We start from the raw sequence: 16,590 nt of genomic DNA on the forward strand, positions 1-16,590 counted from the left end.
AACAAGAGGAATCCATGAACACCCGTTTATACACAGGCATGCGGCTGCTGGCAGTGGCCGGCATGATCGTGCTGGCCGGCTGCGGCAGCAAGGGCGAGAGCGGCGGGCAATCTAGCGCCGCGCGCCTCGATGGCAAGGAAAAAGGCAGCGAGTTTCTTGCCTATGAACACAATGTCAGCGTCGATACGCACGAGGCGCAAGTGCGGCCCCTGTATGAAAAAGTGGTCGCCGCCTGCAAGGCCGATACGGAAAACGGCTGTCTGCTGCTCGACTCGAGCGTCGACAGTGGCCGTTACCTACATGCGCGCATCAGCATGCGCGCCAAGCCGGCCGGCATCAAGAAGCTCGTCGCGCTGGTCGCGGCCGAAGGCGTCGTCACCAGCGAGGGCACCAAGGTGGAAGACCTGGGTCGTCCTGTGCTCGACAGCAAGAAACGCCTGGACATGCTCAAGCAATACCAGGCCCAGCTGCAAGACCTGGAAAAGCGCTCGGGCACGAACGTCGACGCCCTCATCAAAGTGACCAAGGAACTGGCCACCGTGCAAGTGGAACTGGAGCAGGCGACGGCGGCCAATGCGCTGTTGATGCAGCGCATCGACACAGACTTGCTGACTGTGGCCATCAGCGCCGAAGGCAAGCAGTCGTTTTGGCGCCCCGTCAAGCGGGCGCTGGGCAATTTCACGGAAAACCTGTCGGAAGGCGTGGCCAACGCCATCACGGCCATGGCCTACATCCTGCCGTGGCTGATCGCTTTCGTGCTGCTGTTCCCGCTGGGACGCAAGGGCTGGCGCCGCTTGAGAGGCCTGCCGCGCAAGGATTGATGCGTATGGATTAACTTCTTCGGCGCACCGTTTTACGGCAATTTGAAACCTGGCTGCACAGTCCTTGTGCAGCCAGGTTTTTTTTCGTGCGGCGAGAGCCGCATGCACCATGGCGCACGCCTGCCGGCGTTGGCATGCATTCTGCTTTAACAACATCGTATGCCCAGCTCGACCCCCACGAACCATTCACAGGAGTCCCCATGTCACGACGCATCATCCTGAAAGCGGCCGCCGCCGGCGCACTGGCCCTGGCCATGTCCACCACCATGCAGGCAGCCCTGGCCGCCGACACCATCAAGGTGGGCATCTTGCACTCCCTGTCGGGCACCATGGCCATTTCCGAAACGTCGCTGAAAGACGTGGCCCTGATGACGATCGCGGAAATCAATGCCAAGGGTGGCGTGCTGGGCAAGAAGCTGGAAGCCGTGGTGGTCGATCCCGCGTCGAACTGGCCCTTGTTCGCGGAAAAAGCGCGCCAGCTGGTGGCGCAGGATAAAGTTGCCGTCGTGTTCGGCTGCTGGACCTCGGTATCCCGCAAATCCGTCTTGCCCGTGTTCAAGGAACTCAACAGCCTGTTGTTTTACCCGGTGCAATACGAGGGCGAGGAGCTGGAAAAGAATGTGTTTTATACGGGCGCCGCGCCGAACCAGCAGGCGATTCCCGCCGTCGAATACCTGATGAGCAAGGATGGCGGCGGCGCCAAACGCTTCGTGCTGCTGGGCACGGATTATGTGTATCCGCGCACCACCAACAAGATCTTGCGCGCCTTTCTGAAAAGCAAAGGGGTCAAGGATAGCGATATCAGCGAGGTCTACACGCCGTTCGGTCACGCCGACTATCAAACCATCGTGGCCAACATCAAGAAGTTTTCCACGGGCGGCAAGACGGCCGTCATTTCCACCATCAATGGCGATTCCAACGTGCCGTTCTACAAGGAACTGGGCAATGCGGGCTTGAAAGCCACGGACGTGCCCGTCGTCGCGTTTTCCGTCGGCGAGGAGGAGCTGCGCGGCATCGATACCAAGCCCTTGCTCGGCCACCTGGCGGCATGGAATTATTTCGAGTCCGTCAAGAATCCCGTCAACGCGGCTTTCATCAAGCAGTGGAAGGCGTATGCCGTAGCGCAAAAATTGCCGAACGCGGGTTCCGTGGTGACGAACGACCCCATGGAAGCGACCTATGTGGGCATCCACATGTGGGCGCAAGCGGTGGAAAAAGCCAAATCGACGGACACGGACAAGGTGATCGCCGCCATGGCCGGGCAGAGCGTCAAGGCGCCGTCTGGCTTTACCCTGACCATGGACCCGACCAACCATCACTTGCACAAGCCCGTGATGATCGGCGAGATCAAGGCCGATGGGCAATTCAATGTCGTGTGGAAAACCAAGGAACCGATCCGCGCCCAGCCATGGAGCCCGTATATCAAGGGCAATGAGGGTAAGCAGAAGCTGTAAAGAGCTTGCGCGTCGAATCGTCATCGCAACCCCAGGCAAAGAGCAGGGGTCAGACCCGCCGGGTCTGACCCCTGTCCTTGCCTTGGGGGGTAAGGATGTCCATCGAGACATCTGCTTCAATAAAAGGACTCCATGCGCATGCAGCTCCTCCCCAAACTGCTGGTCCTCGCCTGCCTGTTGCTATCCTCGCTGGCGCAGGCCGTCATTCCTCCCGACTTGCTGAAACCGCTATCCGGCGATGACCCCGACGCCCGCTTGGCCGCCGTGGCCCAGATCGCCGCCCTGGCCACGCCCGAGGCAGCCAAGGTTCTGCAAGCCTTGCAGGACGACGCCTTGTACGCGGCGCCCGATGGCAAGGTGTATGTCGTCGATGGCGAGCAGGCGTATGACCCTGCAATTGGCCAGAACGTGCCGGTGCCGGAAGGCATCGACGGCGTGGTGGTCAACAACCGCTTGCGCGCGGCCGTGGCGGGCGCCTTGTCGGGCTTGCAGCTGCTGGCGCCGGAGCGCAGCGCCCGGCTGGCGGCCGCGCAAGCCTTGCAAAAGGCTGTCGATCCCGCGCAAATTGCCCTGATCCGCAAGGCGCTGGCGCAGGAGCGCGATGCTGACATCCAGCAGATATTGCAAGTGCTGATCGCCAGCGCCAACCTGCAGGCGCCGGACGCCGCCACGCGCAAGGCCGCCGTGCAGGCGCTGGCTGGCAGCAGCGATGCGCGCTTGCTGCCCGTGCTGCAAGCCATGCTGGAAAAGGAAGGTGAGGCGGACGAGGGTGTGCAGCTTGCCGCCATCGAGACCATGCGCCAGATCAAGGGACGAGTGTCACGCATGGAATTGGCCGGCAATGTGTTTTACGGCATTTCACTGGGCAGCGTGCTGCTGCTGGCCGCCCTGGGATTGGCCATCACGTTTGGCTTGATGGGCATCATCAATATGGCGCATGGCGAATTGCTGATGATAGGTGCTTACACGACCTATCTGTGCCAGCTGTTTTTCCGTACCTACCTGCCCGGCATGCAGGATGCGTACCTGTTGGCCGCGCTGCCTGCCGCATTTTTTGTTGCTGGCCTGGTGGGCGTGGTGCTGGAGCGCACGGTGATACGCTGGCTGTACGGGCGGCCGCTGGAAACCCTGCTGGCCACCTGGGGCATCAGCCTGATCCTCATGCAGCTTGTCCGCACGATCTTTGGCGCGCAAAACGTGGAAGTGGCCAATCCCGCCTGGATGTCGGGCGGCGTGACCGTGCTGGGTGGCCTCGTGCTGCCGTACAACCGGCTGGCCATCATCGTCTTCGCCATCGTCGTGGTAGTGGCCGTGTGGTTGATCCTGAACAAGACGCGCCTGGGCCTGTTCGTGCGGGCCGTGACGCAAAACCGCCGCATGGCCGATTGCGTGGGCGTGGCCACTGGCAAGGTCGACATGCTGACCTTCGGTCTCGGTTCCGGCATCGCCGGGCTGGGCGGCGTGGCCCTGTCGCAGCTGGGCAATGTGGGGCCGGACCTGGGCCAAAGCTACATCGTCGATTCCTTCATGGTGGTGGTGCTGGGCGGCGTGGGCCAGCTGGCCGGTACCGTGATCGCCGCGCTGGGCCTGGGCGAAGTCAATAAATTCCTCGAACCGGTGGCGGGTGCCGTGCTGGCGAAGATCGCCATTCTCGTGTTCATCATCATCTTTATCCAGCGCCGGCCGCAGGGCCTGTTTGCCATGAAGGGACGCAGCGTCGAATGACTACCTCCTATCAATCCCAACAGGGTCTGTTCACGCGGCCCGTCTGGCTGGCGATTGCCGCATGCACGGTACTGGCGGCGCTGTTGCCGGTTTTTAACCTGGCGTTTGCCGAAGGCCATGCGCTGCACGTGTCCGCCTACACGGTGGCGCTGGTGGGCAAGTTCATGTGCTACGCGCTGGCCGCGCTGGCGCTGGATCTCGTCTGGGGCTACACGGGCATCCTGTCGCTTGGCCACGGCGTGTTCTTTGCCCTGGGCGCGTATGCGCACGGCATGTATCTGATGCGCGCCATCGGCGAGCAGGGCCAGTACCACAGCAGCTTGCCCGATTTCATGGTCTTTCTCGACTGGAAAACCTACCCGTGGTACTGGGCGTTTACGGAACATTTCTGGTATTGCATGGCCCTCGTCGTGCTGGTGCCGGGCGTGCTGGCCTTTGTGTTTGGCTACTTTGCCTTTCGCTCGCGCATCAAGGGCGTGTATTTTTCCATCATCACGCAGGCGATGACGTATGCCTTCATGCTCTTGTTCTTCCGCAATGACACCGGCTTTGGCGGCAACAACGGTTTCACGGATTTCAAGACGATATTGGGCCACAGCATCACGGCACCCGCCACCCGGGCCGTGCTGTTCCTGCTGACGCTCACCTTCCTGCTGGTGGCCTTGATCGGTGCGCGCGCCATCGTCCGCTCGAAGCTGGGCCGCGTCCTGCAGGGCGTGCGCGACAGCGAGGCGCGCTTGATGTTCCTCGGCTACAACCCGCTATGGTTCAAGCTCTTTGTGTGGACTTTGTCGGCCGTGCTGTGCGGCATCGCCGGCGCCCTGTACGTGCCGCAGGTGGGCATCATCAATCCGTCCGAAATGTCACCGGCGAATTCCATCGAGATGGTCGTGTGGGTGGCCGTGGGCGGGCGCGGCACCTTGCTCGGCCCGATTTTGGGCGCCTTCACCGTGAACGGCTTGAAAAGCTGGTTCACGGCTGCCTTGCCGGAGTTGTGGCTGTTCGCGCTGGGCTTGCTGTTTATCGTCGTCACCCTGTTCATGCAGCAAGGCATGCTCGGTGTATTGAGCAAGCTCAAACGTAAAAAGGTGGCCGTCGTGGCAGAGGAGGCCGCATGAGCATCCGCATGTTGCCCGGCATGGCCAGCGCGGAAGCGGGCGCCACCTATTCGCGCGTGAAAGGCGAGGGCGTCGATACGACGCATGGCGCCATTTTGTACCTGGAAGACATCAGCGTGTCCTTCGATGGCTTCAAGGCGATTAACAAGCTGAGCCTGGATATTTCCGTGGGCGAGTTGCGCTGCATCATCGGCCCGAACGGTGCGGGAAAGACGACGATGATGGATGTCATCACGGGCAAGACGCGGCCCACGTCCGGCACGGCCTGGTTCGGGCAAACCATGAATCTGGCGACGATGACGGAAGCGCAAATTGCCCACGCGGGCATTGGCCGCAAGTTCCAGCGCCCCACCGTGTTCGAGCAGCACACGGTGTTCGATAACCTGGAACTGGCGATGAAGATGGACAAGCGCGTGGCGCCCACGCTGTTTGCCCGTTTGACGTCGGAGCAGGCGGGCAAGATCGAAGCGATCTTGCGCCTGATACGCCTCAATGGCCACGAGGCGCGGCCGGCCGGCTTGCTGTCGCATGGGCAAAAGCAGTGGCTGGAAATCGGCATGCTCTTGATGCAGGAGCCGCAGCTGATCCTGCTGGACGAACCGGTGGCCGGCATGTCGGATGCGGAAACGGCGCGCACGGCGGAGTTGCTCAATGAATTGCGCGGCAAGCATTCGATCATGGTGGTCGAGCACGATATGGGTTTCGTTACGGAGATTGCCCAGCAAGGCATTGTCACCGTGCTGCATGAAGGGGCCGTGCTGGCGCAGGGGCGCATGGACGAAGTGCAAGCCGACGAGCGGGTCATTGAAGTCTATCTGGGAAGGTAAGCCATGCTCGAAGTGCAACAATTAAATCAATACTATGGCTCCTCGCACACCTTGCGTGGCATCAACCTGTCGGCGCGCAAGGGTGAATGCCTGGCCTTGCTGGGCAGGAATGGTGTGGGCAAGACGACGCTCTTGAAATGCCTGATGGGCGTGCTGCCCGTGGCGCAGGGCCAGGTCGTGCTCGATGGCCGCGATATCACCAGGCTGGCGCCGCATGCGCGGGCAAAGCTGGGCATGGCGTATGTGCCACAGGGGCGCGACATCTTTGCTCGCCTGACTGTCGAGGAAAACTTGCTGATGGGCATGGCCGTCAAGACGGGCAGGCTAGCCTCGCGCATCGATCCCCACGTGTATGAGTTGTTTCCGGTATTGAAAGAGATGCTGCAGCGGCGTGGTGGCGATTTGTCCGGCGGGCAACAACAGCAGCTGGCCATCGCGCGCGCCTTGCTGGCCGAACCGCAGCTGATCATCTTCGATGAGCCGACGGAAGGCATCCAGCCCTCCGTCATCAAGGATATCGGCCGCGTGATCAGCCTGTTGAAACAGCGGGGCGACATGGCCATCGTACTGTGTGAACAGTATTTTGATTTTGCCCGCGAACTGGCCGACGAATTCATCGTACTGTCGCGCGGCAGTGTCGTCGCCAGCGGACTGGCTGCACAGATGGATGGCGAGGACGTGAGGCGGCACCTGGCCGTGTAAGGTCAGACGAGCTGGAACCAGCCCAGCATGGCGCCGGTCGCCAGCAGCCACAATAAATGGATTTTCGTGCGCCAGATGATGAGGCCAGCCACGATGGACAGGCTCCACAGGGGCCAGTCCGTGCGGATGTCGTGATTGGCGCCGCCCAGTATCATGCCGGTGGAAATCAGCAGGGCGACGACGATGGGCGCCATGCCTTGCTTGAAGGCGCGCACGGGGCGCAGGTCGCGGTTGCGGTAGCCCCACTGGGCTGCCACGTAGGTGAGGGTGGTGCTGGGCAGCATGATGCCCACCATGGTCACCAGCACGCCCAGGTACGCGGCCGTGTAGCTGCCCGCATTCATGCCCACGTTCCAACCCATCAGGGCGACGAACAGCACGTTGGGGCCCGGTGCGGCTTGCGCGATGGCGATCGATTCATTGAATTGCGCCTGCGTCAGCCAGCCATGCTGCTCGACCAGGAAGCGGTGCATTTCGGAGGTGGTGGAAATGGCGCCGCCAATCGACATCAGCGACAGCATCAGGTAGTGGCTGAACAGGTTCAGCCAGTCGCCCGCGCTCAACACCAGTTGCAAAGGCGGCGTCATGCGGACAGTTTTCGGTAGGTCAGCAGGCAGGCTATGCCGCCCAGGCCCAGCAGGATGTACAGCAGGGGCCAGCGGAAGATCGCCACCATCAGCACGCCCAGCACGGTGATGGACAAGGTCAGCCACAGGGGCAGCGGATGCTTGCCCAGCGCGGCCGCCAGTTTCACGCCCGTGGCGGCGATCATGCCGGCCGAGACGGCGGCCATGCCGCGCAAGGCGCCCGCCAACTGCGCATTGTCGCCAAAGCGCGTGTACAGCACACCGAGCAGCAGCACGATGACGAGGGGCACGGCCAGCATGCCGGCCAGCGCCGCCAGCGCACCTTGCAAACCGAAATAGCGCCCGCCCACCATCAGCGACAGGTTGACGACATTCGGTCCGGGCATGATTTGCGCCACGGCCCAGTCTTCCAAGAATTCCTCTTGTGTCAGCCAGCGCTTGCGCTCGACCATTTCGCGCTGGATCACGGCCAGCACGCCGCCGAATCCCTGCAGGGCCAGCCAGGTGAACGAGAAGAACAGGTCGGCCAGTGAGGCCGGTTGCGGGCGGGGCAGGTCGGGTGGAAGGGGGGGAGGGGAAGACATGGCTGATTATCGCCGTGGCCGATTGCGCTTGTCCATCGCTTTCGGCTGCGCTTGTGCCTGCAAGAAAAAAACCGTGGCTCATGTTTCCCTGCCATTGACATCGAGAGTTTATCAGCAATACTTTATCGGCAACATGACCGCTGTTCCTGTCCGCGCTGGCGCAGTTCGCACCGGTATGCCATCTCCGCCCCTCCTTCCCCCTTCGCAGGAGTTGTTCATCATGCCTAATTCCACAGAAACGCTGCATATGCCCGTCAAAACCGTGATGCTGCACGCCCGGCTCGATCAGAAGATGTCCGATATCGTCAACCTGGGCATCGCCGTGCAGGCTGCCTTCAGTACCTTGTGCGCACTGGAATACCTGAAGTCATACAATGTTGCCCCCGAATTGATTGAGCGCGTGCTGCTGCACCCGGAGCAGCGCCGTCAGACCGTGCATTGAGTAACCGTACGGCAACTGTGTTGCCGGCAGCCGCAGTCCGGTGTTGTCGAATTGATCATTACGGCTCAGTTATGCACAAATGATGGGTTAGCGAAACTGACGAAATAATTTTCTTGTGATTATGCGTGACTTTCTAAGTGATTGATTTTAATGGATTTTATTTTTGCTGTTTGATTGAGCAGTTTATTGAAAGCCGCACGGGCTGTGGCTTTGAGGCCTGTCAATAGGCGCTTATCCACAAAGATATCCACAGTCCGTGTGGATATCTGAAAAAGCGCTTAACAATCCGCCACTTAGATAATGACGCCGGATCGGCGCAGCAAATGCAGCGTCGCGGCAGGCCAAAATGGGGCTGGGCACAAGCCTGTATGCCTATCCAGTGCTCTTGTTTTTATGACTAAAAGTAGCGGCGGCGGTTCACGGTGTGTCGTCGGCCGGTTCCGCTGGCGCGTCGCCGCACTGGGCCAGGGCGGCAGCCAGTTCGGTGACCTGTTGCTGCGCTTCGCGCAAGGTGGCGTAGGTACGCAGCGAGGCGATCACGGTAGTAAACAACTTGCGCGTGGTGAGGTCGGTCTTGCACCAGAAATCGTTGATGTCGTAATCGATGATGATGCGGTGTTCCAGCGCCTGGCCGGGCTGGCCCGTGCGCAGGATGATGCGCACGGCACTGTTGTGCAGGTCTTCGCGGACCTGGCGCGCCACTTGCAGACCGGCATCCTGGGTTTCCATGATGACATCGAGCAGCACCACGGCGATATCGGGCGTGCTGCGCAACAAGGCCAGCGCCTCGGCGCCCGAATACGCGTGCAGAAAGCTCAGCCTGCGGCCCTGGAAACTGGCCTGGCTGAGGGCGAACTTGGTCACCACGTGCACGTCGACATCGTCATCGACAATCAGCACGCGCCACGGCGCCGCGTTGGCGGGTTCTGCCGCCGCGTCTGCCCGCTCGGGTGGCTCGTCGACCAGCCAGTCGGGTTCATCCGCCCCCTTGGCGGCGCTATCGCTTTCCATATTCATGCGTTTATCCACCGTTGATCGTACTCGCTACTCCACACTATGCCAGTCTGCGGGGTTTGTCAAAACAATGCTGTCCAAGCAAGACGGCCTGGCCAGGATTGCTTATGCACAGCAAAATATATTTTCATGGTGGTAGAGAAAGTTTGCTCAAGTGCAAATGCATGATTGCAAGCCATTGATTTCATTGGAATAAAAAAATGCCTGTGAAATCAGCAAATTGTTGAAACCCGCATCAATACTGGTGTTGCGGCGTGTCAAGAGGGGCTTATCAACAACTTTATCCACAGTTGCTGTGGATATCTGGAAAAGCCGTGCAAAAACCGGGGCTTACGCCCGTTCGTCAGGCAGCGGCAGAAGTGGTCATGCCGCCAGCCCAAGTCCCCCCAGCTGGGCAAAGGCGTGCAGGAAGCGCTGCTTGGCTTCGGCCGGACCCATGGTTTCGATTATACCGGGCAAGGGGGCGATGCCGTCAAGGTAAGCCCAGCGCTCGGCCGAGTGGGGCATCAGGTCGCGTTTTTCCGTGGCCAATGCGATCAGGTCGGCCCGCTTGATGGGCGCGTAATCGGAAAAATCCAGGTCATAGGTGGCGGCGATGATGGCGCTGACCTTGTCTTCCAGGACGGCAAATTCCGGCAACAGCACTTTCAAGGGTTTCACCATGTCGCCCAGGTAGGCTTCTGCCGCGTCGTGCAGCAGGGCGGCCAGGCGCAAATGGGGCGGCACCAGCTCGGCGACGATCAGGCTGTGCTGGGCGACCGAGTAAAACACTTGCGTCTGTCCATTGAAGCGGCACTGGTAAGCCAGTCCGTGGGCGATGTCCTCGATGGCGACCTTGTCGATATGCGGGCGCAAGGGATAAAAACGGTTGCCGGAATAGGTGGATACGTAGTCGGTAGTAATCATTTCTGGGTTAGCTCACCTGCTTTGCACGGATGATCCATCCTACACCGGATGGCCGCCACTTGCCTTGCGCTTGTAATTTTCTCTTTCTTGCCGAGCCTATGCATCTTGGCAAATCCATTAATTTATTTCATATCATTTATTGATATTTCTCACACACTGTAGCAATCTTGTTTGAATGAAACTTAAAGGGGACAGGGCAATGACGGCGATACCTTCGGCAAGACCTTCGTATATCTATCAGGGCGGTTCGGTGATGATGCACTCGCCGCTGCAATTGAAACAGTCGGAAATGTACGGCTATTTCGTCCGGGGCGACCTGGCGAAACTGCAAGCGACCGTGAATACCACCCTGAACCAGGTGGCGGGCCGCAAGATGACCCTGAAAGCGCTGTCGCCGTATGTGATGTTGACGTTTACGCGCGTCAACCATGCGGATTCGGCCAACCCCGTCGACCAGGCCAAGGGCTGGATCACGGAAGTCGACATCGTCACCTGGATCATGGTCGGCCAGATGGATGTGGCGGGCAAGCTCGCGCCTATCTACTGGTACCCGTGCCATATTTTTGTCGATGACGCGATGGCCCTGATCAACGGGCGCGAACTGTTCGGCTATCCGAAATACCTGTGCGACTACGACATTCCCGCCGCCGGCAGCGAGCCGCTGCGCTGTGCCGTCGCCGCCAAGGGTTTCCAGCATTTTTCGCCGGAAACCAAACTGGCCCTGCACCCGCTGCTGGAAGTCAACGCCACCGTGCAGACGGGGCAGCACAAGAGCGTCAACAGTTTCCTGGAACTCATCGAGCAAGCGTTCACGATTTTCCTCTCCATCCCGGATTTCTTCGACATGGATCAATCCGGCTGGGCCGACATCCTGTCGCTGCTGCGCAAGCCCCGCATCGACCAGATTTTCCTCAAGCAATTCCCCGACAGCGCGGGCGTGAAAGCCGTGTACCAGGCCCTGGTGGCCGCGCCGGCCGAGATCAACCGCCTGCACAGCGCGCGCCTGCTCGGCTACGAGTATGAATGCACCTTGCACGCGTTCGACAGCTTCCCGCTGGACCAGACACTGGGCTTGCAGCTGGGGCCGCAGGCGGCGATATTGCCGTTCCATGTGAACTTCGACTTCACTGCCATGCCGGGCGAGGAATTGGTCGACAACTCGCAGATTGCGCCGGAAAAGATCGCCATCCTGGGCGGCGGCGTGGCGGCCATGACGGCGGCATATTATTTGACGAGCCAGCCTGGCTGGCAAAACCAGCATGCCATCACCGTCTACCAGTTGGGCTGGCGCCTGGGCGGAAAGGGCGCCAGCGGGCGCAATGCGCAAGTGGGCCAGCGCATCGAGGAACATGGCCTGCACATCTGGTTCGGCTTTTACGCGAACGCCTTCAAGATGATCAAGGACGCCTACGCCAGCCTGGAGCGTCCGCCCGGCGCGCCTTTGTCCACCTGGCGCGACGCTTTCAAGCAGCACGATTACGTAGCCCTGTCGGAAGACGTCAAGGGTCAGTGGCGCAACTGGTCCATCGTCTTCCCCACCTTGCCGGGCGAGCCGGGCGAGGGCGGCGAAGACATCACCCTGTGGCAGATGGCCATCGCCATGGTGGGCTGGATCGAGCAGTGGATACGCCAGATCCGGCAAGTGGCCGACGCCGACGCGCGCATCGTGCGCGCCAGCGCGCAGCCAGGCGAGGGCGAGGGCGTGTGGCCGGGATGGCTGCGCCGCCTGGCCGACGAAGTGGTGGGGCAAGCCGATGAACTGGGCCTCGACGTGGGCCTGTCCGTGGGCGCGCTGGTAGCGCTGGTGGCCGACCTGGCGCCGGACTCCACGCGCCACGACCAGGCCCGCCACCAGCTGCTGGCCAGCACCCTGAACGGTATCCGCGCCTGGCTGCGCCTGCGCTACCGCGCCCTGATCGACGGCGACGATGACTTGCGCCGCCTGTTCACCTGCCTGGACCTGGGCATCACGGTCATGAAGGGCATGTTCGAAGATGGCGTGTTCAAGAACGGCTTCGACGTCATCAACGATATCGACTTCCGCGCCTGGCTGAAAAAACATGGCGGCGACGAGCAGTTCAGCGTCAATTCGGCGCCCGTGCGCGGCTTCTATGATCTGGTGTTCGCCTACGAGGGCGGCGATTTTTCCAAGCCAAATATTGAGGCAGGGACGCTGTTGCGGGCGATGGCGCGCATCGGTCTGGCCTACAAGGGCGGCATCATGTTCAAGATGCAGGCCGGAATGGGCGACACGATTTTCACGCCGCTGTACGAAGTACTGAAAAAAAGGGGCGTGGAATTCAAATTCTTCCAGCGCGTGGAAGAGCTGGTGCCGGGCGCGGGCGACATCGACAGCATCCGCATCACGCAGCAGGTGCAATTGAAGGACCCGGCCGCCGGCTACGCGCCGCTGGTGGATGTCAAAGGCCTGGCTTGCTGGCCCAGCGCGCCCGACTACGCGCAGATCGAGCCGGCCCAGGCGGCGCTGCTGCAAGCGCAGGAAGTCAACCTGGAATCGTACTGGAGCGACTGGCCGCAGCAATACCAGCAGGCGTTCGGCCGCGCGCTGCCCGCCACGGTATTGAAGAAGGGCGTCGACTTCGACAAGGTGGTGTTCGGCATTTCCATCGGCTCGCTGCCCGCCCTGTGCCCGCAACTGCTGGCGCAAAGCCCGGCCCTGCAACTGGCGGCCGACAAGGTAAAAACCGTGGCCACGCAAGCCTATCAGGTATGGCTGAACAAAAACCTGGCGCAGATGGGTTGGACCAGGCAGCCGAAAGGGCAACAACCCGTGCTGTCGGCCTTCACGGAGCCGTACGACACGTGGGCGCCGATGGATCAGTTGCTGGCGCACGAGGATTGGCCTGCGGGGCAGGAACCGAAAAACGTCTCGTATTTTTGCAGCGCTTTCCCCGTCGACAGCTACCCGCCCGTCACCGACACAGGCTTTCCCGCCCGCTGCGCTGCCAGGGCGAAACAGGGCGCGCTGCACCAGCTGGAGCGCGAGATCGGTGCGCTGTGGCCCGAGGCGGGTGGGCCCGGCGCGTTTCCGTGGCAATGGCTGGTCGACGCGAAGGCTGGCACGGGGCCGGCGCGCTTCGACAGCCAGTACTGGCGCGCCAACGTCGACCCGTCCGAGCGCTACGTGATGTCGGTGGTGGGCAGCACGCAGTACCGGCTGGCCACCGACCAGTCAGGCTTTTCCAATCTGTTCCTCACGGGCGACTGGATCAGGACGGGCCTCAATGCGGGCTGCGTGGAGGCGGCCGTGATGGCCGGCATGCAGACCTCGCGCGCCATGACCGGTTATCCGGCCGTGATCCAGGGCGAGGCGGATTTCTAGGTCTGATGGCGGTTCACTGCGTTCTGTTCGCCTGCCGGCCAGCCTGGCTGCAGGCAGATGGCTGGCTGGGGACGCGGAATCAATCGCCGGCGCTGGCCGGCGCGTTCAAGTCGCGCCGCGCCGCATCCAGCGCCGCCTGTAGCTGCGGCAGGAATGGCTCCACATTATCGAGCTGGCCGTTCGAGGCCAGGGTTTCCATCTGGTGGCACAAGGCGTGCAGAGTGGGGCGGCTCAGGTAGCCGGCGCTGCCTTTCAAGGCGTGGAAGGCGGCAGCGGCCGCGCTGGCATTGCCATCGCGCACGGCGTGGCAGGCCAGGTCCAGGCGCCGCGGCGCTTCCATCAGGAACGCTTGCGCGATGCGCTGCAAGTGCTGCGGCGACAGGCCTGTGAGCGGCAAAATGTGCACGGGCGCCGTCATGGGATCGGCCGGCGCGGATGGCTCGTCGGCGGCATCGTCCAGGCCAAACTGGCGCGCCAGGGTATCGTCCGCAGTCGGCATGGCCGGCGGCAGTGCGTGCCCGCGCGCCAGCAGCAGGTCGATGATGGCGTCGATTTTCTCGAACAGCAGCGCTTCGTCGACGGGCTTGCTGAGGAAGTCGTCCATGCCGCAAGCCAGGTAGCGTTGCCGGTCATGTTCGCTGGCGTTGGCCGTCAGCGCGAGGATGGGGATGTGCGCGTCGGGAATGGGGAATTGCGCGTTGCCGCCGTCGCGGATCAGGCGCGCGGCCTGTTCGCCATCCATCAGCGGCATGCGGCCATCCATCAGCACGCAGTCGTAGGCTGCCGTGCCCAGCGCGCGCAGCGCTTGCTCGCCGTTTTCCACGATGGTCACGGCATGTCCCATGCCTTCCAGCAGGGTGCCGATGATGATCTGGTTGGTGCGCACGTCTTCGGCGCACAGGATGCGCAGGCGGCAGGCGTGGCGCGCGTGGCGTGCCGGCCGGCGCGCGTCGGTCGCCGGCGCGCTGCCGTCCATTAGCGGCAAAGTGAAATGAAAGCGCGAGCCGATGCCGACCCGGCTTTCCACGCCGATCGTGCCACCCATCAGCTCCACCAGTTCCTTGCAGATGGCCAGGCCCAGGCCCGTGCCGCCATAGCGGCGCGTGGTGGAATGGTCGGCCTGCTCGAATTTCTGGAACAAACGCGGCAAGGTGTCCGCGTCGATGCCGGGGCCCGTATCGCTGATGATGAAGTCGATGGCGCTGCGGCCATCGCGGCGCGGCGGCGTGCGGGCGCGCCGCACTTCCAGCATCACTTCGCCATTTGCCGTGAATTTCAGCGCGTTCCCCAGCAGGTTGATGAGGATTTGCCGCAGGCGCGTGGGATCGGCGCGTACGTAGCGCGGCAGGTCCAGCGCCAGTTCGCGGCGCAGCAGCAGGCTCTTCGCATCGGCCTGGCCCTGCACGATGCCGGCCGCGTCGCCGATCAGCGCCAGCAAGTCGAAGTCCACGGTTTCCAGGGTCAGCTTGCCCGCGTCGATCTTTGAGAAATCGAGGATGTCATTGAGAATGGTCAAGAGCGAGACGCCATTATGCAGGCCAATGCGCAGGTATTCCTGCGTGCGGCCTTTGACGGACTGGTCGCGCAGGGCGAATTTCAGCATGCCGATCACGCCGGCCAGCGGGGTGCGGATGTCGTGGCTCATGGCGGAGAGAAAATCGATGCGGTGGCGGCTGACCACTTCCGCGTGCTCCTTGGCCTTCAGCAGGGCATCGTTGCTGAGGGTCAGTGCCAGGGTGCGTTCCTGCACGCGCTGTTCTAGGTTGTTGCGCAGCAGGCGGATCTGATCGGCCAGGGCAAACGCCAGCAGCAAGCCGTCGAGCGTGCCGCCGAGCAAGGTCACCAGCTGGGCGTTGGCCACCATGGCCGGCATCAGGCCCAGGTTGGCCGGCAGGATCAGAAAACCGGGCAGCATCAGGGCGACGAAAGCCAGCACGAAAAAGCGCGCCGGCTGGTAGCCGCGGCACCAGACGACGATGCCGCAGATGAGCGCCAGCAGCATCCAGATGCTGATGGCGATGGTGGCCAGGGTGTGCGCATACGACAGGGCGACGAAGCAGCTGGGCAAGAGCAGCAGGGGCAGCACCAGGTTGACCTTGCTGATGCGGTACAGCAGGGGCGAGTAGTCGCGCAGGCGCAGGAAATGCGTGTAGAACAGGGTGCTGAAGACGGGCAGCAGGAAAAACGGCACGTAATGGAGCTGCAGCAGGTGCCAGTCGAACAGGTCGGCAAAGACGTGGAAGGTCATGGCCCAGGCCAGGCCATAGGTCAGCACGTACAGCGCGTAATAGGCCGAGGCTTTTTCCAGGGTGATGGAAAAGATGAAGAAATTGAACAGGCCCAGCGCCAGCAGGGCGCCGATGGACGCCACCATCAGGAAGTTTTCCTTGCCCACCAGCTTGCGGTAGTCCTGCTGCGTCTTCATGCCGAACAGGGGAGCGCGCGCGTAGTAGGGGCTGGAAAAGCGGATCAGGATGTCATACGTGGCGCCCGGCGCCAGCTGCACGTTCCTGCCGTAGTGCAGCAAATATTCGTGCGGGCGCTGGTAGCCCGTCAGCAAGGTCTGCGGCGCCGTGTGCGGCCCGGAGCCATACACGTGCAGGTCGACCAGGTCGATCAGGGTATCGTTCGGGTCGATGACCCAGGCCGCCACGCTGCTGTCGTTGCGCACCTGCGCATGCAGCCAGTAGGCGCCGCCGAACAGGTCGACCTGGTCGGCCGGGCGCTGGCGCGCCAGCCAGGCGGGCAGGGCGGCGGCATCGGTGGGCGCGGCTTCATTTCCGGCGAAAAACAGTTGCCCGCCGCTGCCCAGGTGCCCGATGCCTTGCTTGCCCAATGGCAAGGGGGCCGCCTGCGCCGCGCCCGCCAGCCCCAGCAGGGCGAACAGCAGACTGAACAGCAGCGGCCAGCCGCCTAGCCAGGCGCAGACGCGGGAGCTGGCAGCGTGGGGGCGGGAAGGGGGCGGGTGGGCTGGCATCGATGGGGTGGGTGACGGTCGCGTGGGAACTGGCGGCGGCGCTGTTTGCTGTGGAGTACTCATTTTAATCGACTCTCGGTGGCACACGGG

13 protein-coding genes are annotated in these 16,590 nt (G+C 62.2%); 8 read left to right on the forward strand and 5 right to left on the reverse strand.

Annotated features, from left to right (window positions below; translation table 11 throughout):
• Positions 1-14: 14 nt before the first annotated feature.
• The 6 genes from ACQ4WL_RS02035 (at position 15) to urtE (ending at position 6,647) form a co-directional block, all read left to right on the forward strand.
• Positions 15-821 carry a DUF4349 domain-containing protein gene (locus ACQ4WL_RS02035; RefSeq protein ID WP_436507725.1) on the forward strand — a complete coding sequence of 269 codons (807 nt, stop codon included), beginning with the start codon at positions 15-17 and terminating at the stop codon, positions 819-821.
• Between the two features lie 200 nt (positions 822-1,021).
• On the forward strand, positions 1,022-2,275 hold the full coding sequence (urtA, locus tag ACQ4WL_RS02040) for an urea ABC transporter substrate-binding protein (protein ID WP_436507726.1): 1,254 nt from the start codon (positions 1,022-1,024) through the stop codon (positions 2,273-2,275).
• Positions 2,276-2,413: 138 nt separating this feature from the next.
• Entirely contained in the window at positions 2,414-4,000 is a 1,587-nt protein-coding gene (gene urtB / locus ACQ4WL_RS02045) for an urea ABC transporter permease subunit UrtB (RefSeq protein ID WP_436507727.1), read from the forward strand.
• Positions 3,997-5,118 (forward strand): urea ABC transporter permease subunit UrtC, encoded by a 1,122-nt coding sequence (gene urtC, locus ACQ4WL_RS02050; protein WP_436507728.1) that lies wholly within the window; start codon positions 3,997-3,999, stop codon positions 5,116-5,118. The genes urtB and urtC overlap by 4 nt, the downstream gene beginning before the upstream one ends.
• Complete coding sequence (urtD, locus tag ACQ4WL_RS02055; RefSeq protein WP_436507729.1) at positions 5,115-5,945, forward strand: urea ABC transporter ATP-binding protein UrtD; 831 nt, start codon at positions 5,115-5,117, stop codon at positions 5,943-5,945. The genes urtC and urtD overlap by 4 nt, the downstream gene beginning before the upstream one ends.
• 3 nt (positions 5,946-5,948) lie before the next feature.
• Positions 5,949-6,647: an urea ABC transporter ATP-binding subunit UrtE gene (urtE, locus tag ACQ4WL_RS02060; protein WP_436507730.1), complete on the forward strand. Its 699-nt coding sequence runs from the start codon at positions 5,949-5,951 to the stop codon at positions 6,645-6,647.
• A gap of 2 nt (positions 6,648-6,649) precedes the next feature.
• On the opposite strand, the gene ACQ4WL_RS02065 is transcribed toward urtE, so the two are convergent.
• The gene (locus ACQ4WL_RS02065) at positions 6,650-7,234 is read right to left on the reverse strand and encodes a chromate transporter (RefSeq protein ID WP_436507731.1); all 585 of its coding nucleotides are present in this window, start codon (positions 7,232-7,234) and stop codon (positions 6,650-6,652) included.
• Complete coding sequence (locus tag ACQ4WL_RS02070; RefSeq protein ID WP_436507732.1) at positions 7,231-7,818, reverse strand: chromate transporter; 588 nt, start codon at positions 7,816-7,818, stop codon at positions 7,231-7,233. The genes ACQ4WL_RS02065 and ACQ4WL_RS02070 overlap by 4 nt, the downstream gene beginning before the upstream one ends.
• On the opposite strand from ACQ4WL_RS02070, the gene ACQ4WL_RS02075 reads away from it, so the two are divergent.
• Complete coding sequence (locus ACQ4WL_RS02075; protein WP_436507734.1) at positions 7,817-8,260, forward strand: hypothetical protein; 444 nt, start codon at positions 7,817-7,819, stop codon at positions 8,258-8,260. The two genes, ACQ4WL_RS02070 and ACQ4WL_RS02075, sit on opposite strands and share 2 nt — an antisense overlap.
• 417 nt (positions 8,261-8,677) lie before the next feature.
• Here the strand turns inward: ACQ4WL_RS02075 and ACQ4WL_RS02080 are convergent, their stop codons facing one another.
• Complete coding sequence (locus ACQ4WL_RS02080) at positions 8,678-9,277, reverse strand: hypothetical protein (protein ID WP_436507735.1); 600 nt, start codon at positions 9,275-9,277, stop codon at positions 8,678-8,680.
• A gap of 360 nt (positions 9,278-9,637) precedes the next feature.
• Positions 9,638-10,180, reverse strand: coding sequence for a phosphohydrolase (locus tag ACQ4WL_RS02085; protein ID WP_436507737.1), 543 nt, complete (start codon positions 10,178-10,180; stop codon positions 9,638-9,640).
• A gap of 199 nt (positions 10,181-10,379) precedes the next feature.
• Between ACQ4WL_RS02085 and ACQ4WL_RS02090 the strand changes: the two genes are divergently transcribed.
• Positions 10,380-13,523: an NAD(P)-binding protein gene (locus tag ACQ4WL_RS02090; RefSeq protein ID WP_436507738.1), complete on the forward strand. Its 3,144-nt coding sequence runs from the start codon at positions 10,380-10,382 to the stop codon at positions 13,521-13,523.
• 79 nt (positions 13,524-13,602) lie between these two features.
• On the opposite strand, the gene ACQ4WL_RS02095 is transcribed toward ACQ4WL_RS02090, so the two are convergent.
• Positions 13,603-16,563, reverse strand: a complete 2,961-nt coding sequence (locus tag ACQ4WL_RS02095; RefSeq protein WP_436507740.1) for a hybrid sensor histidine kinase/response regulator — start codon at positions 16,561-16,563, stop codon at positions 13,603-13,605.
• Positions 16,564-16,590 lie beyond the last annotated feature (27 nt).

The sequence above is a fragment of the Janthinobacterium kochi genome, assembly GCF_051380715.1.
GTDB lineage: Bacteria > Pseudomonadota > Gammaproteobacteria > Burkholderiales > Burkholderiaceae_D > Janthinobacterium.